Annotated in this window: 18 protein-coding genes; 16 read left to right on the top strand and 2 right to left on the bottom strand. The window is 68.1% G+C overall.

Translation table 11 applies throughout. The features are described from left to right. Window positions 1–48: 48 nt before the first annotated feature. Window positions 49–441 (bottom strand): hypothetical protein, encoded by a 393-nt coding sequence (locus tag AC1D2O_RS03135; protein ID WP_478085475.1) that lies wholly within the window; start codon window positions 439–441, stop codon window positions 49–51. A gap of 143 nt (window positions 442–584) precedes the next feature. On the opposite strand from AC1D2O_RS03135, the gene AC1D2O_RS03130 reads away from it, so the two are divergent. The 9 genes from AC1D2O_RS03130 (at window position 585) to AC1D2O_RS03090 (ending at window position 12715) form a co-directional block, all read left to right on the top strand. Then, entirely contained in the window at window positions 585–1814 is a 1230-nt protein-coding gene (locus AC1D2O_RS03130) for an FAD-dependent oxidoreductase (RefSeq protein ID WP_478085474.1), read from the top strand. A 97-nt stretch (window positions 1815–1911) separates the two neighbouring features. Next, complete coding sequence (locus AC1D2O_RS03125; protein WP_478156144.1) at window positions 1912–2358, top strand: SRPBCC family protein; 447 nt, start codon at window positions 1912–1914, stop codon at window positions 2356–2358. Window positions 2359–2552: 194 nt separating this feature from the next. After that, the gene (locus AC1D2O_RS03120; RefSeq protein ID WP_478085471.1) at window positions 2553–5243 is read left to right on the top strand and encodes a winged helix-turn-helix domain-containing protein; all 2691 of its coding nucleotides are present in this window, start codon (window positions 2553–2555) and stop codon (window positions 5241–5243) included. Window positions 5244–5421: 178 nt separating this feature from the next. Continuing rightward, window positions 5422–6345 (top strand): TauD/TfdA dioxygenase family protein, encoded by a 924-nt coding sequence (locus AC1D2O_RS03115; RefSeq protein ID WP_478085469.1) that lies wholly within the window; start codon window positions 5422–5424, stop codon window positions 6343–6345. 50 nt (window positions 6346–6395) lie between these two features. After that, window positions 6396–7454 (top strand): beta-keto acid cleavage family enzyme, encoded by a 1059-nt coding sequence (locus tag AC1D2O_RS03110; RefSeq protein WP_478085467.1) that lies wholly within the window; start codon window positions 6396–6398, stop codon window positions 7452–7454. A 91-nt stretch (window positions 7455–7545) separates the two neighbouring features. Further along, window positions 7546–8517 (top strand): quinone oxidoreductase family protein, encoded by a 972-nt coding sequence (locus AC1D2O_RS03105; protein ID WP_478085465.1) that lies wholly within the window; start codon window positions 7546–7548, stop codon window positions 8515–8517. A 2-nt stretch (window positions 8518–8519) separates the two neighbouring features. After that, window positions 8520–9908, top strand: a complete 1389-nt coding sequence (locus tag AC1D2O_RS03100) for an MFS transporter (protein WP_478085463.1) — start codon at window positions 8520–8522, stop codon at window positions 9906–9908. Window positions 9909–9949: 41 nt separating this feature from the next. Beyond that, entirely contained in the window at window positions 9950–11578 is a 1629-nt protein-coding gene (locus AC1D2O_RS03095) for a 3-(methylthio)propionyl-CoA ligase (protein WP_478085462.1), read from the top strand. 135 nt (window positions 11579–11713) lie between these two features. Further along, a complete protein-coding gene (locus tag AC1D2O_RS03090; protein ID WP_478085461.1) occupies window positions 11714–12715 on the top strand; it encodes a Bug family tripartite tricarboxylate transporter substrate binding protein in 1002 nt (333 codons plus the stop codon). Between the two features lie 34 nt (window positions 12716–12749). Here AC1D2O_RS03090 and AC1D2O_RS03085 read toward each other — a convergent pair whose 3' ends face one another. Beyond that, window positions 12750–13436, bottom strand: a complete 687-nt coding sequence (locus tag AC1D2O_RS03085; protein ID WP_478156143.1) for a GntR family transcriptional regulator — start codon at window positions 13434–13436, stop codon at window positions 12750–12752. A gap of 190 nt (window positions 13437–13626) precedes the next feature. Here AC1D2O_RS03085 and AC1D2O_RS03080 point away from each other — a divergent pair, with 190 nt between their 5' ends. The 7 genes from AC1D2O_RS03080 to AC1D2O_RS03050 all read left to right on the top strand — a co-directional run bounded on the left by AC1D2O_RS03080 (window position 13627) and on the right by AC1D2O_RS03050 (window position 21319). Further along, window positions 13627–14364 (top strand): DUF969 domain-containing protein, encoded by a 738-nt coding sequence (locus AC1D2O_RS03080; RefSeq protein ID WP_478085457.1) that lies wholly within the window; start codon window positions 13627–13629, stop codon window positions 14362–14364. 2 nt (window positions 14365–14366) lie between these two features. Beyond that, the gene (locus AC1D2O_RS03075) at window positions 14367–15323 is read left to right on the top strand and encodes a DUF979 domain-containing protein (RefSeq protein ID WP_478085455.1); all 957 of its coding nucleotides are present in this window, start codon (window positions 14367–14369) and stop codon (window positions 15321–15323) included. Window positions 15324–15333: 10 nt separating this feature from the next. After that, window positions 15334–16119, top strand: coding sequence for a LamB/YcsF family protein (locus AC1D2O_RS03070; protein WP_478085453.1), 786 nt, complete (start codon window positions 15334–15336; stop codon window positions 16117–16119). Next, window positions 16119–17732: a 5-oxoprolinase subunit B/C family protein gene (locus tag AC1D2O_RS03065; protein ID WP_478156257.1), complete on the top strand. Its 1614-nt coding sequence runs from the start codon at window positions 16119–16121 to the stop codon at window positions 17730–17732. The genes AC1D2O_RS03070 and AC1D2O_RS03065 overlap by 1 nt, the downstream gene beginning before the upstream one ends. Continuing rightward, window positions 17729–19462 carry an acetyl/propionyl/methylcrotonyl-CoA carboxylase subunit alpha gene (locus tag AC1D2O_RS03060; protein ID WP_478156141.1) on the top strand — a complete coding sequence of 578 codons (1734 nt, stop codon included), beginning with the start codon at window positions 17729–17731 and terminating at the stop codon, window positions 19460–19462. Before AC1D2O_RS03065 ends, AC1D2O_RS03060 begins: the two co-directional genes overlap by 4 nt. Before the next feature lie 100 nt (window positions 19463–19562). Continuing rightward, a complete protein-coding gene (locus tag AC1D2O_RS03055) occupies window positions 19563–19949 on the top strand; it encodes a hypothetical protein (protein ID WP_478085448.1) in 387 nt (128 codons plus the stop codon). A gap of 455 nt (window positions 19950–20404) precedes the next feature. Then, on the top strand, window positions 20405–21319 hold the full coding sequence (locus AC1D2O_RS03050; RefSeq protein ID WP_478085447.1) for a LysR family transcriptional regulator: 915 nt from the start codon (window positions 20405–20407) through the stop codon (window positions 21317–21319). Window positions 21320–21486 lie beyond the last annotated feature (167 nt).

Below are 21486 nucleotides of genomic sequence, written 5' to 3'. Positions count from 1 at the left end.
AGCCCAACGCCCAGTCGGGTTGTCGTGATTGATCTCGGCGCCGGTCGCCTATTGCGTCACGGCGCCGGCGGGCGGCGCGGAGCCGGCCGGCGGCACGATGACTGCACGGCCGTCCGGCGAGGTGAAGATGGTGCTGGAGTCGGTGCCCGTGCGTGATGCGCCGCTGGGTGAGATCACCGTGGACCTGTCTTCTGTCTGGGAATTTCCCGAGCTCCCCCATCGCCCCTGCTGCAGAACGAGGCCGGCGTCCCGCACGCACGCATCGCGCTCCGGGCGGGGCATCGTGCCATCGTTGCAGCGAGCGATGAGGCTGTCGTAGCGCTGCTGAGGCGTGTCCGTCTGTGCACCGGCCAGCGTCGCGCATGCGACCAGCGTGGCTGCTGCAACCACACGAATTGGAAACGGGCCTGGAACTTCCCAGTTGACGCGTCGTTGCTTCATGGGGTACTCCTCGGATGCTCTTGCCATTCTTGATGACTGCTCAGTGACAGTCAAATGCTCGCCAAAGAACCACTTCTCCCAAGTCTGCTTGAGGACCGCAACCCGACGGTGCTATATGCTCAAGTGGTTCGACTCAGCACCGCATGCAACCGCCGTCAACCAAACTGAACATCGGAATTGCCGGCGCCGGCCCTGCCGGTCTGGCCACAGCGATTGCATTGAGCCGGCAAGGCCACCGGGTTCAGGTTTTCGAGAAGCATCCGACTCTCGAACCGCTGGGTGCCGGGCTGCTCATCCAGCCGCAGGGCCTGCGCGCACTCGAAGAACTGGGTGTACGGCGTGAGTTCGACAGCATCAGCGTTCCCATCAGGCGGCTTCTTGGGGCCAGCCACCGCGCGTGGCGCGTCGTCGACATCGACTACGAGGGCTCGCCAGCCCGTGCTGTCGGCCGGGCTGCGCTTTCCCGAGTGCTCTACCAGGCCGCGCAAGCGTCGGGGGTCCATTTTTCCTTGGGGTGCGAGGTCCAATCCCTCACACCGCTGGATGGGCGCGCACGGACAACGACGAATCAAGGGGGCGCAGATTTCGACCTGTTTGCAATTGCTGACGGGGCCGCTTCGCGCCTGAGAGAGAACGTCGGCCTTGCAGGCCCTTCCAAGACCTACCGGTGGGGCGCCCTGTGGGGCCAGTTCTGGGTTCCCGAGTGGAAAGAGCCGGATGTCCTGCTCCAGCGGTTCAGGGGAACGTCGGAGATGATGGGCCTTCTGCCGACCGAGGTCTCAGGCCACGCGGTTCGCCTCTCGTTCTTCTGGAGTCTTCGCGTCGACCGCTATGGCCAATGGCAGGCGGGCGACCTCTGCGCATGGCGCTCGCATGTGCTGTCGCTTTGGCCGGAGGCGGCGCCCGTGGTTAATCAAATTCGACGCCACGACGACCTGTCGTTTGCGGTCTATCGCCACACGTGGCCGCGCGCCATGGGCGAGGGGCCTCTTTGCGTCGTGGGCGATGCCGCGCACGCCATGAGCCCCCAACTCGGCCTTGGAACCACACTCGCCATCCAAGATGCCCTCGCCCTTGCCAAAGCCGTGGAGGGTCACGGCGCATCCGAAGCCGCGCGGGAGTACTCGAGCCAGCGGCTGCGACCGTCGCAGGCGTTCCAGACCCTCAGCAGGGCATTGACGCCTTGCTTCCAGGCCCAGGGCGGCGGACTTTGGCGCGATGCGCTCTTTGCAATGGGCCTGCGCCTGCCGGGTGTGCCATGGCTGATGAAGCGCAGTCTGGCGGCTCCATCCTTCCCAGGCGCCGGGCCGATGGCGACTGGAGCCGTACCGCTGCAGGCATTCGAGCCCAGCGGGCCGGCACGCCTCGGCTGATGCAAATGCGGGGCGACGTCGCGCGGTGTCGATTTTCCGCAGGCTCATTCGTCGTGTCAGTGAGGATCATCCTCGGCAACTTCAGGAGAAAACCACCATGGCTACCAACACCATCCGTCTGCACCGCGTGCTGCGCACTTCACCGGACCGGCTCTACCGTGCCTTCGTCGAACCCAGCGCTTTCGAGCGCTGGCTGCCACCCTTCGGATTTACGGGCCAGGTCCATCACATGGAGCCCGTGGTCGGGGGCGCTTGGCGCATGTCCTTCACCAACTTTGGTACCGGCCACAGCCACTCGTTCGGCGGGAAGTACCTGGAACTTGTCCCCGGCCAGCGCATTGCCTACGATGCGACGTTCGACGACCCCAACCTGCCGGGCACCATGAAGACCACCGTGACGCTGACCCCAGTGTCATGCGGCACCGAAATGTCCGTCGTGCAGGAAGGCATCCCCGATGTGATTCCGGCCGAGATGTGCTACCTGGGCTGGCAGGAGTCGCTGCTCGCGCTGGCCCAGTTGGTCGAGCCGAATATTCCGGGTTGAGGAGTCCGCGTTCGGCCGACGTCGAAGGCCGTCTTTCGCGGGGGGGCAGAATTCGCTGCGTCAGCCACGTCGAGGGCGAAGCTAGAATTCCCGAAGCTGCAGGGCTGCCTTTGCGCGACGGGGAGCTGTCGAGTCACCTGAATCGCACCGGGCAGTCGACTTCCGCACCTCCTCATGTTCTCAGAGGGAATTTCGTGACGCGTGGTCCCGCCGAAGTCGACGATGACTTGCTGCTCAAGGTCGCTCCCCCGCGGGTGCCTCGCCATCTGGTTTCGCGCGCGCGCCTCCTTTCCACCGAAGCCGCGATTCGGGATCTTCCCGCCATCCTGGTGCAAGCCCCGGCCGGATTCGGCAAGACCTCCTTGCTGGCACAGTGGCGGCTCGAGCATCTGTCCCACGGGTCGGTGGTCGCCTGGTTGTCGGGCCAGCCGCAGGACGACCCTCAGCGGCTGGCGCAGAGCCTCGCTCTGGCGGTCCGGCGCGCAGCCGGGCGGTCCACTTTCGGCCATACCCTGCTCGAAGCCGTCGGCCCCGGCGGCCTCGAGGGTGTCACGGTGTGGCTCGCGGAACTGGCACAGTCGGCGCTCGACGTCGTACTGATCGTCGACGAGGCCGATCGCCTGCCGCCGGCCTCGCGCGAAGCCCTGGCCTATCTGTTGCGCAATGCGCCGCCGAACCTGCGCGTGATCATCGGCGCGCGTCCCGATTGCCGACTGGACATCGATGATCTCATCGCCTACGGCCAATGCGTCGTGATCGGGCCGGCCTCGCTTCGCTTCCGGCTTGCCGAAACCCTGGAACTCGTGCGAGGCCGGCTGGGACTTCGCTTCGACAACGACACCGCCGCCCGGCTGCATGAGTTGACGGAGGGTTGGCCCCTGGGCCTTCAGCTTGCACTGACGATCGTCGCACGCGGTGTCGATGCGCACGCCGATGTCGCGAGCATGGCCGCGCTGGGCGGCGAGTTGCATGACCACTTCGTGAAGCTGCTGCTCGCCAACCTCGACCCCGGCGACAGCGACTTCCTCACTCGCATCTCGATCCTGGACCATTTGCATCCGGACTTGTGCCGCGCAGTCACGCAGTACGATGACGCGACCGAAAGACTGGCGCGCCTGAGCCGCGACACGCCGGTCTTCGCCGCGGCCGAACGGGGCGACTGGCTGCGCATGCACACCCTCGCGCGCGACGTGTTGCGCAAGCTCTTTTCGGCCTTGACCGAGGCACAGCAGGGCGAGGCGCATGCGCGCGCGGCGGCATGGCTCGCCGACCACGGCTTGCTCGAATACGCGGCCCGGCATGCCTTGACCGCAGGCGAGCAGCAGAAGGCCTATGGGCTGGCCGAGCGCAGCCTCTACGAGTCCATCATGAGACATGGCCGCCAGGGGGCGGTGCTCGAATGGCTGGCGCAGCTGCCGGCTGCCGAACTGGATCGGCGGCCTCGGCTCCTGCTGGCTGCCGCCTGGACCCTGGGAGTCAGCGAACGCCACGAGGAAGCCGAGCGCCTGGTGGCGCGGATCCTGGCCCAGCCCGAGGTCGACGACGAGCTTCGCTGCGAATGCGCGCTGATCCTCGGCGGCGCGGCGCTGTTCGCAGACGATCCGGACCGCTTCGCGACATTGCACGATCCCTGGGCGGATGCAGCGCCGCTGCGCGATCCGATGCTCCTGCAGGTGCATGCCAACCGGACGGCGTACCGTGCGCTGCTCGAAGGCGAGCCGGCCCTGGCGCGCCTGCGCGAGCAACAGGCGCCGCGCGGCGATTTCGGCCGCGGCGTGGGGTACATCGGACGCTGGGGCGAGTTCATCGTCGGGCTCAGCTACATCTGGGAAGGGCAGATCCTGCTTGCCGACAGCTTTCTGCGGCCGGCCGTGGCGAGCGCCGAGGCCGACCTGGGGCGGCGCAACCGGTTCAGCTGCATGCTGGCGGCGCTGCTCGCCGCGGCGGCCTGGGAGTGCGACCGTCCCGACGATGCGACAGCCCTGCTGGCCGATCGGCTGGACATCCTCGAGCGCAGCGGCTTCGCGGAGTCCTTGCTGCTGGCCTACCGGACCATGGCGCGCATTGCGGCGGCCGAGGGCGCCGAACACCGTGCGCTCGAGCTGCTCGGCGCCCTCGATGCCGTCGGCGCTGCCCGAGGGCTGCCGCGTCTGCGTATCGCAAGCCTGACCGAGCAGGTGCGGATGCATGCCGGGCGATACCGCTCGGCGAGTTGCCGAGAGCTCTGCGAGCGGATCGATGCGCTGCTGCGCGACGACGCATGGCCCCAGGGCCGGCTTTGGCGGCGCAGCGTGGACATCCTGCGCGAGGTGGCCCAGGGGTATGCGGCGATTGCCGCGAAGGACTGGCGTGCTGCGCTGGAGCCGCTGTCGCGCGCCGACGAATTGGCACGGGCGCTCCAGCAGGGCCGCCTGCATATCGAAATCCTCGGCCTGCATGCCTTCGCCCTCGACCGGTGCGGCGAGGAATCGCAGACACGCCTGCAGGAAGCCATGGACCTGGCGGATACCTACGGTCTTCGGCGCGTGTTCGCCGACGCGCATCCCGATCTGGGCGACTGGGTGCGCAAGGTCGCGGCAGAAGGGCCTGGGCGCGAAGCCCTCGCCCCCGGCCCGGCGTCGGCGCCGCGGCCGACCGCGACGAAGCCGCCGGAGGCGCCACGGCCTGCCGCCTCCTTCGGCATGGTGCTCACGCCGAAGGAGCGCGAGGTGATGGAGCTGCTGGCGCGCAACCTGTCGAACAAGGAAATCGGACGCGCCATGCAGGTCGGCGAGACCACCATCAAGTGGCACGTGAAGAACCTCTTCGCCAAGCTGGATGCGGGTACCCGCAAGCAGGCCGTGCTTCGTGCCCGCATCCTCGGGCTGATCCAGCCGGCGGACTAGGGCCGCCGCCCTCCGCCAGGGTGGGTTGGGGTGGGGTGGGTGCCCCTCCTGCAAGGAGGGGGCGCCGGCGGGGCCTTCTGCCTATTCTCGGTGCCTGCGGAGCCGCCGGATCGCGGCTCGCTCCACCCCCAACGAGCCCGGATCCGTCCAGAGGCTCACCACGGAGACACACAGGCCCATGAACTCAGTCACCCTCCCGAGCCCGCTGCCGGCCGGACCCGCCGTCGTCTCGGCCGCAGCGCTGAAGACCTCCATCAAGGTCGAGCCGCTGACCTGCACGATCGGCGCCGAACTGCACAACGTGCACCTTGGCGCGGCTTCGCGCGATCCCGGCCTGATGGCCGAGCTTCGCGCTCTGCTGCTCAAGCACAAGGTGCTTTTCTTTCGCGATCAGGACATCACGCGCGCCGAGCACGTCGCCTTCGCGCGCTGCTTCGGCGAGCTGGAGAATCACCCGGTGCTCGGCAGCGACCCCGAACACCCGGGGCTGGTGCGCATCTACAAGGACCTCGACAGCAAGAAGGAGCACTACGAGAACGCCTGGCACGCCGACGCCACCTGGCGCGACAAGCCACCGTTCGGCTGCGTGCTGCGCTGCGTCGAGACGCCGGAGGTCGGCGGCGACACGATCTGGTCGAACATGGCCGCGGCCTACCTGAACCTGCCCGAGTCGATCAAGGTGCAGATCGCCGGGCTGCGCGCCCGCCACAGCATCGAAGCGACCTTCGGCGCGGCGATGCCGATCGAGCAGCGCCACAAGCTCAAGGCGCAGTACCCCGACGCCGAGCATCCGGTGGTGCGCACGCATCCCGAGACCGGTGAAAAGGTGCTCTTCGTGAACGGGTTCGCGACGCACTTCGTCAACTTCCACACGCCCGAGAACGTGCGCTACGGCCAGGACTACGCGCCCGGCGCCAGCCAGCTGCTGAACTACCTGATCAGCCAGGCCGCCATTCCCGAGTTCCAGGTTCGCTTCCGCTGGAAGAAGAACAGCGTGGCCTTCTGGGACAACCGCTGCACCCAGCACTACGCCGTGCAGGACTACTGGCCCGCGGTCCGAAAGATGGAGCGCGCCGGCATCGTCGGCGAAGCGACCTTCTGAGCGGATCTTTCTTTTCTTCCTCCTGTTCCCTTTCCCACGAGGTCTACACCATGAACTTTCTCGACGGCTCCCTGTATCCCGAAAACCAGCAACCCCTGATCATCACGGCGGCGCCCTATGCGCCGTCCTGGGTGCCCTCCGACTTCCCCGAGGACATCCCGGTCACGATGGAGCAGCAGATCCAGAAGGCGGTGGACTGCTACAACGCCGGCGCCACGGTGCTGCACCTGCACGTGCGCGAACTCGACGGCAAGGGCAGCAAGCGCCTGTCCAAGTTCAACGAACTGATCGCCGGCGTGCGCCACGCGGTGCCCGAGATGATCATCCAGGTGGGCGGCTCCATCAGCTTCGCGCCGGAGTCCGAGGGCGCGGCCGCCAAGTGGCTGAGCGACGACACGCGCCACATGCTGGCCGAGCTCGACCCCAAGCCCGACCAGGTCACGGTGACCATCAACACCTCGCAGATGAACGTGGTCGAGCACTGGGAGTACGAGGACTACAAGGGCACCTCGATGGAAGACCCGGCGGTCTTCAACGCCTACAAGGAGATGACGGTGCCGGCCCAGCCCGGCTGGGCCGAGGAGCACATTCGCCGCCTGAACGAAGCCGGCATCCAGAGCGCCTTCCAGTGCTACAACATCAACAGCTTCGAGTCGGTCGAGCGCCTGATGCGGCGCGGCATCTACAAGGGCCCGCTGGTCATGAACTGGGTGGCGATCAGCGGCGGCATGGACGCGCCGAACATCTACAACCTGGCGAACTTCGTGCGCGCCACGCCGGACGGCGCGGTGCTGACGGTGGAAAGCTCGATGCGCAACGTGCTGCCGGTCAACATGATGGGCATCGCCATGGGCCTGCACGTGCGCTGCGGCACCGAAGACAACCTGTGGAACCAGGCCCGCTCGAAGAAGATGAGCACGGTCGAGCAGATCGAGCAGCTGGTGCGCATCTCGCGCGAGTTCGGCCGCGAGGTGGCCACCGCCCGGCAGGCGCGCGAGATCTGCAAGATCGGCGTCTTCTACAAGACGGTGGAGGAGTCGCTGCTGGCCAACGGCTTCGCGCCCAACCGCAAGGGCGGCCATCAGGGCTTCCTGCGCAAGGCGGCCTGAGCCGAGGGCCGCGAAGAACGCGGCCTGCGAACGGCAGGTTGAGCCCTGCCGTTTTTTCGCCCACCTCATTTCGAATCATTAGGAGACATCCATGGCAAGAGCCATTCGCCTGCACGAGACCGGTGGCCCGGAAGTGCTCAAACTGGAAAACGTCGAGGTCGGCGAGCCGGGCCCCGGCCAGGCGCGCGTGCGCCACAGCTACGTCGCGGTCAACTTCATCGACATCTATTTCCGCACCGGCCGCTATCCCTTGCCGAAGCCCAGCGGGCTGGGCTCCGATGCCGTGGGCGTCGTCGAGGCCGTCGGCCCCGGTGTGACCGACCTCAGGGTGGGAGACCGCGTGGGCTACCTGATCGGACCGCAGGGCGCCTACTCGGACGTCCGCGTCATGCCCGCCGAGGTGCTGATTCCGCTGCCGGACGGTGTGTCGGATCGCACCGCGTCGACGCTGATGATGAAGGGCATGACGGTGCAGTACCTGTTCCGCCAGGTCTTCCCGCTCCACGGCGGAGAGACCATCCTGTACCACGCGGCCGCCGGCGGCGTGGGCCTGATCGCCTGCCAGTGGGCGCGCGCGATGGGCGTGACGATGATCGGCACCGTCAGCACCGACGAGAAGGCCGCGATCGCCCGCGCCAACGGCTGCGCGCACACCATCGTGACCTCGCGGGAGAACATCGCCGAGCGGGTGCGGGAGATCACCGACGGCAAGGGCGTGCCGGTGGTCTACGACTCGGTCGGCAAGGACACGCTGGAAGCTTCGCTCGACAGCCTGCGCCCGCGCGGCGTGCTGGTCAGCAACGGCACCACGTCGGGCCCGGTCGTGATCGACACGATGACGCTCGCCACCAAGGGCTCGCTGTGGCTCACGCGGCCCGCGATGATGCACTACATCATGCCGCGCGCGCACATGCTCGACATGGCCGGTGAGCTGTTCGGCCATGTGCTGGAAGGCCGCATCGTCAGCGAGCCGAAGCAGGTATTCCCGCTCGCCGATGCCGCCGAGGCGCACATCGCACTCGAATCGCGCCGGACGGTCGGCGCCACGGTCCTGGCGCTCTGAGCATGAACACCGCTGCGCTTCGCGAAGCGACGCAAGGGCACGAGGACGGCTACCTGTTCAGCCGCGGGCAAGCCTGGTTCGCCTTCGCCATGACCATCGGCCTGATGATGGTCGACTACATCGACCGCCAGGTCATCGTGTCGCTCTTTCCGTACCTCAAGGCCGAATGGGCCCTGTCGGACAAGCAGCTCGGCGGGCTGGTGTCGGCGGTGTCGGTCACCGTCGCCCTGGGCGCCATCCCGGTGGCGCTGCTCGCCGACCGCGGCAGTCGCGTCCGCAGCGTGGTCGTGATGGGCCTGGTCTGGAGCCTGGCATCGATCTCGTGCATGTTCAGCCGCGGCTACGGCCAGCTGCTGGCGGCCCGCGCCATGGTCGGCCTCGGGGAGGCGGGCTACGGCTCCGTCGGCGCCGCGCTGATTGCCAGCCATTTCCCGGCACGGCTGCGCGGTGCCCTGCTGGCCGGCTTCTTTGCTTCCGCCTCGGTCGGCTCGGTGCTGGGCGTGCTGCTCGGCGGCATGATCGCGGCGCGCTTCGGCTGGCAGGCCGCCTTCGGCGTCGTGGGCGTGCCGGGCCTCATCCTCGCACTGCTGTACCTCAAGGTGCGCGACTATCCGACTGTCAAGCTCACGCCGAGGCTCGACCGGGCCACGCGCTCGACGCGCAGCGCCGCCGGCGCCATCGCCCAGGCGCTGATCCGCACGCGGACCATGCTGTGGCTCTGCGTGGCCGGTGCGGCGCAGCTGGTCGTGGTCTCCGCGATCTGGTCCTGGCTGCCGAGCTTTCTCAATCGCGTCCACGGCGTCGTGCCGGAAAAGGCCGCCATGAACGCGGCGCTGGTCGTGCTCTGCGGCGCGCTGGGCAGCGTGGTCTGGGGCGCGGTGGCCGATCGCGCCGGCCGGCACCGTCCGCGCGCCAAGCTGTACGTCGTGGCGCTGCTGTGCGTGGCGTCCATGCTGGTGCTGATGCTGGCTTTCGGCGCTCCGCGCCTGGGGCTCGCCATCGGCGCGCAGGGGCAGTTCGCGCTGCTGGCGGTGGGCGGCTTCCTGATGACCTGCACGGTCGGGCCGCTGCCGGCGGCGGTCATCGACGTGATCCACCCCGGCATCCGCGCCACCGGCGCCTCGGTGATTTCGCTGTTCCAGAACCTGTTCGGCCTTGCCGCCGGGCCGCTCGTCGCCGGCTTCCTGTCGGACGCCTGGTCGCTCGAATTCGCGCTGACGGCGGTGCCCGTCTTCAGTGTGCTGGCGGCCAGCGCGCTGCTGGTGGCCGCACGCACCTACGAGTCCGACCTCCTGCGGGCCCGCGAGGCCGCAGAAGCCACCGAAGCCACCGACGACGCCGAGCTGCCGAAGCGGGGCCCGGCGCAGACAGCGCGCGAGGCCCTGGCCTGAAGCGGCCGAATCTCCAACCCACCGAACCAAAGAGGATCTCCATGAATGGATTGATGATGGAGCAGCCGTTGCTGATTTCGACGCTGCTCACCCACGCGGAGCGCCATCACGGCGAGCAGGAAATCGTCTCGCGCCGGGTCGAGGGCGACCTCCACCGCACCACCTACCGCGAACTCGCCGAGCGCTCGCGCCGCCTGGCCAACGCCCTGGCGGCGCACGGCATCGGCGAGAGCGACCGCGTCGCCACGCTGGCCTGGAACGGCTACCGCCACATGGAGCTGTACTACGCCGTCTCCGGGTCGGGCGCCGTGCTGCACACGCTGAATCCGCGCCTGCACCCCGACCAGGTGGTCTGGATTGCCGACCATGCGGAAGACCAGGTGCTGTTCTTCGATCTGACCTTCCTGCCCCTGGTCGAGGCGATCGCCTCGCGCGTGTCGACGATTAAGGCCTTCGTGGCGATGACCGACCGGGCGCACATGCCGGTGTCGTCGAAGCTGCCCCACCTGCTCTGCTACGAAGAGCTGGTCGAGGCGCAGTCGGCCGACTTCGCCTGGCCCACCTTCGACGAGAAGCGCGCTTCGTCGCTGTGCTACACCTCGGGCACGACCGGCCATCCGAAGGGCGCGCTCTACAGCCATCGCTCGACACTGCTGCACACCTACGCCGCGGCGCTGCCCGATGCCCTGAACTGCTCGGCCAACGACGTCATCCTTCCGGTCGTCCCGATGTTCCATGTCAACGCCTGGGGCTTGCCGTACGTAGCATGCATGGTCGGCGCGAAGCTGGTGTTTCCCGGCCCCTGGCTCGACGGCAAATCGCTGCATGACTTGTTCGAGGCCGAAGGGGTGACCATGTCGGCCGGGGTGCCCACCGTCTGGCAGGGTCTGCTGGCGCATGTGGAGGGCCAGGGCCTGCAGTTCAGCACGATGCGCCGCACGGTCATCGGCGGCTCGGCCTGTCCGCCGGCGATGATGCGCGCCTTCCAGGAGCGCTACGACGTCCAGGTGCTGCACGCCTGGGGAATGACCGAGATGAGCCCGGTGGGTACGGTCTGCACCTTGAAGCCGGGGCAGCAGGCACTCGACACCGAGGCACGCCTGGCCATCCAGGCCAAGCAGGGACGCTCGGTGTTCGGTGTCGACATGAAGATCGTCGGCGCGGACGGCGAGGAACTGCCGCGCGACGGCATCTCGGCCGGCGAGCTGATGGTGCGCGGCCCGTGGATCATCTCGAACTACTTCAAGGGGGAGGGCGAGGGTCCGCTGGTCGACGGCTGGTTCCCCACCGGCGACGTCTCGACCATCGACGCCGACGGATTCATGCAGATCACCGACCGCAGCAAGGACGTGATCAAGTCGGGCGGCGAGTGGATCGGTTCCATCGACCTGGAGAACATCGCCATGGCCCATCCGGCCGTCGCGATGGCGGCCTGCATTGCGGCTCGCCATCCGAAGTGGGACGAGCGCCCGCTGCTGGTGGTGACCCGGAAGCCGGGAGCGACCTTGACGCGCGACGAGCTGATCGGGTTCTACGACGGCCGCATCGCCAGGTGGTGGACCCCGGACGACGTGGTGTTCGTCGATCACATTCCGCTCGGACCGACAGGCAAGGTGCAGAAGAACAAGCTGCGCGAAGCGTTCCAGGACCACCTGCTGGCTGTGGCCTGAAACGCCGTTGCGCGACCTCGCCACGCTCGGCTCGAAGCCGGTGGCAACGATGCTCGGCGAGAGCGAATTTCTCGTCATACTGGTGCTCGCGCGGTTGCGCTGGGCGCCCTGACCCCAGACACAAGGAGACTGATCATGAAGTCGAAGAAGGCAATGCGGCATATTGCACGCGCCGCGTCCCTCGCAAGCGTTGCGGCGATCTGCCTGGCAGCATCGATGGCTCACGCCGATGCGCCGAAATGGCCCGACAAGACGGTGCGCATCATCGCCGCCGGCCCCGCCGGAGGTTCGGCGGACATCATCGCCCGGCTGCTGGCCGACAACCTGTCGAAGGAGACCGGCCAGGCGGTAGTCGTCGACCCCAGGCCCGGAGCCGGAGGCGTGCTCGCGGTGAACGAGCTCTCGCAGGCCCCGCATGACGGCTATACCGTGCTCGTCGCGGTGAATTCGCTGGTCAGCGAGATTCCGCACATCGTCAAGTTGCGCGTCGACATGGCGACCGAGATCAAGCCGGTGGCCGAGCTCAGCCGCGGCGGCTTGGTGCTGGTCGGTTCGCCTTCGGTGCCGGCCAAGAACTTCGGCGAGCTGATGACGTGGGTCAAGACCCATCCCGGCACGGTCAACTACGCCTCCTACACGGCGGGCACGCTCTCCCATGTGATGGGGCTCCAGCTGAACAAGGCGGCGGGGATCGACATGACCCACGTGGGCTACAAGGGCTCGACGCCTGCGCTGACCGATGTGATGGGCGGCCACGTGCCGCTGATGTTCGACGCCATGCCGAGCTCGCTGCCGCTCGTCAAGGCCGGCAAGATCAAGGCATTCGCGGTGAGTACGCCCAAGCGCTCGGCGTTGCTGCCCGATGTGCCGACCTTCACCGAGCTGGGCTATCCGCAGCTCGAGGCCACGGGTTGGATGGGCCTGTGGGTCAAGCCGGACGTGCCCGCGGCGCAGCAGGCCAAGGTCCGCGAAGCCGCCCTCAGGGTGCTGGCATTGCCCGCGGTGCGCGAGCGGCTGCAGGACATCGGCTTCGAGGCCGGCCAGCCGCGCAGCCCCGAGGAACTGACGAAGTCCCTGAGCGCGGACTATCAGCGCATGGGTGCGGTGCTCAAGTCGATCGACTTCAAGCCCGAGTAGGGCCGGACAGCGCAGCCGGCGCCGCCACCCGGCGTCAGCTCTCCCAGCCGGCGTCGCTGATGTGCCTGGCGTAGACGGCCAGCACGATGCGCTCGGAGTGCACCAGGTAGTCGTTGAGCGCGGCGGCGGCGCCGGCATAGTCGCCGGCTTCCGCCAGCTCCAGGATCTTCACGTTCATGTCCACATACGGGGCGTGCAGGAACTCGGGATCGCGCAACAGCCCGAATGCCAGCCGCAACTCGGCCAGCACCGGTTCGAACAGCAGGTTGAGCCGCTCGCTGTCGGCCAGCTCGACGATGGCCATGTGGAAAGCCATGTTGGCGGTGCCCACGCCCAGCCAGTCGCCACCGGAGCGGCAGCGCAGCGAAGTCTCCACCGCCTCGCGCATCTTCTTCTTGGCCGGATGGCGCGGATAGGCCTGCGCGAGCGCCTGGCACTCGATCAGCCGGCGCACCCGGTAGATGTCGATGATCGACGCGATGCTGGGGATGGCCACGAACACCCCGCGATTGGGCGCGTGCTTGACCAGCCCGTCCTTGGTCAGCATGCGGAACACCTCGCGCAGCGTGTTGCGCGAAATCCCCAGGCTGTCGCTCAGTGCCTGCTCCGACAGCCGCTGGCCCGGCGAGAACTCACCCTGGGTGATCTTCAGGCGCAGCTGTTCGGCCATCCGCTCGCTGAGGGTCTGGACGGCGGGGGAGGGGGGCGTGACAAGGCTCATTTGTTCACGGTTGTAGCAGATCTAGCCCCCCGCTTTCTCCCGTTTGCTCAACGAAATCCGGGTTTCTACCTATGAATTGGCATGCAACTTGCGAGCAATTTTGTCTGAATTGTTGAACAATCCATGCCAGTTGACTCAATCTAATTCTTGATCTGTTGAGTCAACCACCTTTCATTCAGGAGTAACCGCCTTGCCTACCGACATCAACCTGTGGCCCTTGCTCGGGGTCGCCGTCATCATCGCGGGGTTCATCCTGCGCTTCAATCCGATGCTGGTCGTGATCGTCACGGCCGTCGTCACCGCCTTTGCCGCGAACTTCCCGGTCGACAAGATCCTGGCGACGATCGGCACCGGCTTCATCAAGACGCGCAACCTGCCGCTGATCATCCTGCTGCCGCTGGCGGTGATCGGCCTGCTGGAGCGCCACGGGCTGCGCCAGCATGCCCAGAACTGGATCAGCACCATCAAGTCCGCGACGGTCGGCCGGCTGCTGATCGTCTACCTGGGCGCGCGGCAGCTGACGGCCGCGATCGGCCTCACCAGCCTGGGAGGCCATCCGCAGATGGTGCGGCCGCTGCTGGCCCCGATGGCCGAGGGTGCGGCCGAGGCGCGCTACGGCAAGCTGCCCGATCGCATCCGGCACAAGCTGCGCGCCTACGCCGCGGCCACCGACAACGTGGGTCTCTTCTTCGGGGAAGACATCTTCGTGGCCTTCGGCGCCATCGTGCTCATGACCACCTTCCTGCGCGAGGCCGGCATCGACGTCGAGCCGATCCATGTAGCGCTGTGGGGCCTTCCGACCGCCACCTGCGCCTTCGTGATCCACGCCTGGCGCCTGCGCCGGCTGGACCGGATGCTGGCGCGCGAACTCGGCGGCGATGCGCCCGCGCCAGCCACCGATGACGCCGTTGCAGTGAAGGGTGCCTGATCATGACGCTCTCCATCGCTCATCTCTACTATCTGGTCGGCGCCATCCTCGCCATCACCGCGGTGATGACGCTCAGGGACCGGCAGCATCCCAAGCGCTATTCGAGCGCCTTCTTCTGGGGCCTGTATTCCCTGGTGTTCCTCATCGGCGACCAGGTGCCGCCGGTCTGGGTCGGCGTCGGTGTCGTGGTCATGGCGCTGATCGCCGCCTTCGGCGGCGTCGGCGTGGGCCGCCACCGCGAACGCACCGCGGCGGAGTACGCGGCGAGCGCGCGGCGGCTGGGCAACAAGCTGTTCATGCCGGCGCTGGCGATTCCGCTGGTCACGATGGTCGGCACCCTCTCGGCCAAGTACCTCGTGTTCGGCGGCACGCCGTTGCTCGACCCGAAGAACACCACCCTGGTGAGCCTGGGCGTCGGCTGCATCGTCGCGCTGGCACTGGCCTGCAGGCTCACGAACGAAACGCCGGTGCAGGGCATCCGCGAATCGCGCCGCCTCACGGATGCGCTCGGCTGGGCGCTGGTGCTGCCGCAGATGCTCGGCATGCTCGGGCTGGTGTTCTCCGACGCGGGCGTGGGCAAGGCCGTCGCGCACATCACCACCAGCTACATCAACATGGACGTGCGCTTCTTCGCGGTGGTCGTGTACGTGGTCGGGATGGCGCTGTTCACGGTCATCATGGGCAACGGCTTCGCGGCCTTCCCGGTCATGACCGGCGGCGTCGGCGTGCCGATCCTGGTCGGCATGTACCACGGCAACCCGGCGGTGATGGCGGCCATCGGCATGCTCTCGGGCTACTGCGGCACGCTGCTGACGCCGATGGCCGCCAATTTCAACATCGTGCCCGCGGCGCTGCTGGAACTGCCCGACAAGAACGCCGTGATCCGCGCCCAGGTGCCCACCGCGCTCGCGCTGCTCACCTGCAACGTGTTCCTGCTGTACTTCCTGATGTTCCGCTGAGGGCGCCGCGATGAAGATGGACCTCAACAGCGACCTCGGCGAGAGTCTGGGCGCCTGGCGCATGGGCGACGACGCGGCGATGCTCGGCATCGTGAGCAGCGCCAACGTGGCCTGCGGCTTCCATGCCGGCGACGCGGCCGGCATCCTGCAGACGCTGCGGCGCGCGCAGGCGCTCGGCGTGGCGGTCGGCGCCCACGTGGCCTACCCCGACCTGGCCGGCTTCGGCCGGCGCAACATGGACGTGGCCAGCGCCGACCTGGTGGCCGACGTGATCTACCAGATCGGTGCGCTCCAGGGCCTTGCGACCGCCGCGGGCACCGCGGTGCGCTACGTCAAGCCGCACGGCGCGCTCTACAACACCATCGCGCACGACGAGCGCCAGGCGCGCGATGTCATCGCCGCCATCTTGGCGATCGATGCCGGGCTGGCCCTGGTCGGGCTGGCCGGCTCGCCGCTGCTCGGCTGGGCCGAGGCGAGCGGGCTGCGCACCGTCGCCGAAGCCTTCGCCGACCGCGCCTACATGCCGGACGGATCGCTGGTGTCGCGCCGCGAGAAGGGCGCCGTGCTGCACGACCCGGAGGTGGTCGCGGCGCGCATGCTTCGGCTGGCGACCGAGGGCGTGGTCGAGGCCATCGACGGCAGCACGGTGCGCGTCCAGGCCGATTCGATCTGCGTGCACGGCGACAGCCCCGGCGCGGTCGAGATGGCGCGCCAGGTGCGCGGCCTGTTAGAGCGTTCGGGCGTGGTCATCGGCTCCTTCGTCGATCCGGCAGTGGTCGAAGGAGCGCGGGGATGATGCGTTTCCTGCCTGTCAACCTGAATGCGCTGCTGGTCGAACTCGACGACCTGGCGCAGACCCTGGCCCTGCTCGCATCGCTGCAGGCCGAGCCCATCGCCGGCATCGAGGAACTGGTGCCTGCGGCCCGCACGATCCTGGTCCGCTTTCGCCCCACGGCGGTGACGCCAGACCAGCTCGCCGACCAGATCGGCGGCCGCAGCCTGCATGCGACGGTCGAGCGCGCGGCCACGCGGGTCGAGATCCCGGTCGACTACCAGGGCGAGGATCTCTACGAGGTGGCGCAGCTGCTGGGCATCTCGCGCGAGGAAGTGATCCGCCGCCACACCGGCAGCGACTACATGGTCGCCTTCACCGGCTTCGCGCCGGGCTTCGCCTACCTGAGCGGCGGGCACCCCAGCCTGAACGTGCCGCGCCGCGCAACGCCGCGCACCCGCATCCCGGCCGGCGCCGTCGGACTGGCGGGCCCCTTCAGCGGCGTCTATCCGCAGGCCAGCCCGGGCGGCTGGCAGATCATCGGCGTGACCGCCACGCCCATGTGGGACCTGGGCCGCGAGGTTCCGGCGCTGCTGCAGCCGGGCTTCAAGGTGCGCTTCGTCGATGTGTCCGGACAGCGCCCGTCGGCCTCGCCGGCGCCCCGGCGGATCGCACCCGCCGAACCGGTCGCGGCTGCGCCGCCGGCAGGCGCCGCGCTCCAGATCCGGGCCACCGGGCTGCAGGCGCTGTTCCAGGATCGGGGCCGGCACGGCCAGGCCGGGCAGGGCGTGTCGGCTTCGGGTGCGATGGACCAGGGCGCCCTGCGCGCGGCCAACCGACTGGTCGGCAATCCGGCTGACGCGGCCTGCGTGGAGCTCGTGTATGGCGGGTTCCAGTTCGTCTGCCGCGGCGACGCCGTGATGGCCGTCACCGGTGCCGATGCGCCGGTTCGCCTCGTTACCGCGGATGGCACGACGCTGAACATGCGCCGCCACGAAGCCTTCGCGCTGGCCGACGGCGATACCGTGACGCTCGGCGAACCGGCCGCGGGCATCCGCTCCTACGTCGCGGTGCGCGGCGGCTTCGACCTGGCGCCGGTGCTCGGCAGTTGTTCGACCGACACGCTCGCCCACGTCGGTCCGCCGCCGATCCAGGCCGGCGACGTGCTGCCCGTTCGCGCGGTCGAGCGCGGCGCCGTGGTCGGCCTGCCCGGGCAACCCCCCGCCGATCTGCCCACCGCACGGGACGTTGTCGTGCTCGACGTGGTGATGGGCCCGCGAACCGACTGGTTCACGCCCGAGGCGGTCGCGCTGCTGGCGAGCCAGCTCTGGACCGTCACGCCGCAGTCCAATCGCGTCGGGCTGCGGCTGGCGGGCGAACAGGCGCTGGCGCGCGCCAAGCCCGGCGAGCTGCCGAGCGAGGGCACGGCGCTGGGCGCCATCCAGGTGCCGCCGAGCGGGCAGCCCGTGCTGTTCCTGGCCGACCATCCGTTGACCGGCGGCTATCCGGTGATCGGCGCCGTGGCGCCGCACCACCTCGACCGCGCCGGGCAGATCCCGATCGGCGCCAGCGTGCGCTTCAACCCGATCCGCGCCTTCCATCCGACCACCCGCTCCGTCCTGCGAGAGACCCCATGAAAAAAGTCCTGATTGCCAACCGCGGCGAGATCGCCGTGCGCATCGTGCGCGCCTGTGCCGACTACGGCGTGCAGTCGGTCGCCGTGTACGCCGATGCCGACCTCGACGCGATGCATGCGCGCATGGCCGACGAGGCGTATGGCCTCGACGGCCAGCGCCCGGCCGACACCTACCTCAACATCGACAAGCTGCTGACCGTGGCCGCGCGCTGCGGCGCCGACGCGGTGCACCCGGGCTACGGCTTCCTGTCGGAGAACGCGGGCTTCGCGCGCGCCGTCATCGGCGCCGGGCTGGCCTGGATCGGCCCGCCGCCTGCCGCCATCGAGGCGCTGGGCGACAAGGTGCAGGCCCGCAAGATCGCGCTGCAGGCCGGCGCGCCGCTGGTCGCGGGCACCTCGGACCCCGTGCGCGACGCGCAGGAGGTCGTGGCCTTCGCCGAGAAGAACGGCCTGCCGATCGCCATCAAGGCGGCCTTCGGCGGCGGCGGGCGCGGGCTCAAGGTCGCCTGGCGCCTCGACGAGGTCGCCGACCTGTACGAATCGGCCGTGCGCGAGGCCGTCGCCGCATTCGGCCGCGGCGAGTGTTTCGTCGAGCAGTTCCTCGACCGTCCGCGCCATGTCGAGGCGCAGGTGATCGCCGACACGCACGGGCACGTGGTCGTGCTCGGCACGCGCGACTGCTCGCTGCAGCGGCGCAACCAGAAACTGGTGGAAGAGGCGCCCGCGCCCTTCCTCAGCGACGCGCAGCGCGAGCGCATTCACCAGGCCGCGCGCGATGTCTGCATGCGCGCCGGCTACGTCGGTGCCGGAACGGTGGAGTTCCTGCTCAGCCCCTCGGGCACGATCTCCTTCCTGGAGGTCAACACGCGCCTGCAGGTGGAGCATCCGGTGACCGAGGAGACCACGGGCATCGACCTGGTGGTCGAACAGCTGCGCATTGCCGACGGCCTGCCGCTGTCGATCACCGAGACGCCGGTGCCGCGCGGCCACGCCTTCGAGTTCCGCATCAACGCCGAAGACGTCGGCCGCGGCTTCCTGCCCGCGCCCGGCCCGGTGCGCGTGTTCGAAGCGCCATCGGGCCCGGGCGTGCGCGTCGACACCGGCGTGCAGTCGGGCTCGACGGTGCCGGGCACTTTCGATTCGCTGATGGCCAAGCTGGTCGTCACCGGCGCCACGCGCGCGCAGGCGATCGCCCGCGCCCGGCGTGCGCTCAAGGAGTTCCGCATCGAAGGCGTGCCCTCGGTCCTGCCGTTCCACCGCGCGGTGATGGAGCACGCCGACTTCGTCTCCGCCGAGGCCTTCAAGGTGCACACCCGCTGGATCGAGACGGATTTCGCGAATGTGCTGGCCGCGGCGGTGCGACCCGAGCCGCTGGCGGAGGTCTCGCTGGTGCGCACGGCGGTGGAAATCGATGGCCGCCGGATGGCGCTGGGCCTGCCGGCCGAACTGTTGCGCGGGCTGTCTTCGGCCGCGGGCAGCGGCGCAGCGAGCGAGGGCGCCGCGGCTTCGGCGGTGGCCGACCCTGCCGCGGTCGCCGCGCCGATCTCCGGCACCCTGCAATCGTGGGCGGTGGCCGACGGCGACACTGTCGCAGCCGGCGACACGATCGGCTCGATGGAGGCCATGAAGATGGAAATGCAGGTCAAGGCGCACCGCCCGGGGCGCATCGCGCTCCAGGCGGAACAGGGCGCCTACGTCGCGGCGGGGACGGGCATCGCGGAGATCCGCTGAGCAACAAGGGGCGCTGGCGCGCGTGCCCGTTCGAGCTGCCGCCACCGTTTGGAAGCGGGGACGGCGGTTTCAGTAAACCGCAACCTTCAGGGAGGCCAACATGGCCAAGTCTGCTCGCGCGATCGCGCATTCTCCGAGGATCGCCAAGTCAATCAAACCCCCATCGGTCGCTGCGAAGCGGCGCCGCGCGCCAGTCGCCAAACAAGAGGCGCCAGAGCCGCCTGAGTCGGCAATGACGAACTTCTCGGAAGTCGAGGATGCATTCTGCAACTTGGCTGATTCGTACCGTGCCTACGAGTGCCTGCAGAGCTTTCTGTCGCCTCGCTACCCCCTGAGAGGTGCCGAAGAATTTCACATCGAGCCGACCGAGCTGCGGGGCTTGGTGACTGTCCTCAATGCGGACATGGATCGCCAGCTGCAGGCGTTGAGGGGTGCGATCAGAGGGGTGCGGGAGAAGATTGAGGCGAGGGTGCCCGATCGGTCGTGAGGTGGGCGGAGCCGCGGGGAGGGCGGCTCCGATATGTCTGCTGAAGACTGTTTGCTGTCCTTCGAATTTGGCGGCCGAACGACGGCGGTCGCCGAAACCTGACCTTGGCCCTTTCTTTGACGAACGGCCGGTCTACTTTTGAACCCGACTTCGCCGACGTCGTTTAGGAAGTTCGAGTTCCACGCCAGCGTCGGATCGCGGGCAGCAATGGACGACCAGGTCGACATCGCGCATGAACGGCTGCTTCCGCAAGTCGCCAACCAACGCTCCGGGCCCATTGCTGTCCGTCGGCATTGTCCGCTCAACAATAGGTATGCGGGCGGAAGCGGTCATCCAGTTCCCGCAGCGGCTATATTGCAACAACCGTTGCCTTTCGCCGAGCGAAACGTTGGTGTCCGTGCGCTTGGCAGTCAAGAAATTGGCACTACGATGAGTGCTTCAGCGACGACCCGCCCATGCTCATACGTATCGACGAGGACATCACATTCCGCAAGCTCGAGATCCTCCTGAGCTTCATGGAGACGGGCAATCTTGCGCGCGCCGCAGAACGGCTGGACATCAGCACGGTGAGCGTCCACCGGGCGCTCCACTCGCTGGAAACAGGCCTGCGGTGCGCCTTGTTTCGCCACGAAGGCCGCAACCTGCATCCCACAGAAGCCGCGCAAGCACTGGCCGAGGCAGCGCGCGATGTACTGCGCACGATGTCCGACGGGATACGCGCGACGCGCGAACTCGCCGGCTATTCGGCTGACCGGATTCGAATTGGTTCGCTGTATTCTCTGAGCAGCCGCACGGTGCCAACGATCGTGATGGGAATGAAAGTCCGAAAGCCTGAACTGCAGTTGGAACTGGTGCTCGGCTCCAATGCCGACCTGCTTCAGCGGCTGCGCGATGGCGTGGTCGATGCAGCGCTGATCGGCGCGCCCGAAGGCGCGGCCGACGTGGAATCGGAGTTGCTGTTCGAGGACGACATCTTCTTCGCTGCGCCGACCGGCTCGCGGTACGGGGAAATGCAGGAGGTTGACTTGAGCGCGTGCGCCGGCGAGCGCTTCGTTAGCCTGGGCGAAGGCTTCGTGACCTACACCGGCTTTCAAGAATCGTTTCGCATTGCCGGCTTCACGCCCAATGTGGTCATGAAAACCGGCGACATTTTTTCGTTGATGAACCTGGTCAGTGGCGGCATCGGCTACACGCTGTTGCCGGGCCGCGTGCGCAGCGTGATGCCGCAGCGGGTGCAGCTGATTCCCCTGCAGCAGCGCTACCTCATGCGCCAGAAGATCTGCGTCAGCTTCTTGCGCACGCGCGAGCGCGATCCGAACCTGCTGGCGCTGCTGGCGGTGTGCCGGATGGTCCGCGCCGACCTGTCGTAGCGCGCTGCGCTTCAGGGTTAACCCTCGATCGTTTCGCTCCACGCGGTTCTGCGCGCGGGTGGTTAATTGATCGAAGCCGGGGCCATCGGTACCTTTCGTCTCCAGGGAACAGCACTGAATCTGCCAAGCAGACAAGGCGCCAAGTTCCTCCGAGTTGCGCAGTCGCG

This window comes from Variovorax sp. P1_G12 (assembly GCF_056405555.1).
This window is presented reverse-complemented; position numbering and strand designations above follow the sequence as displayed.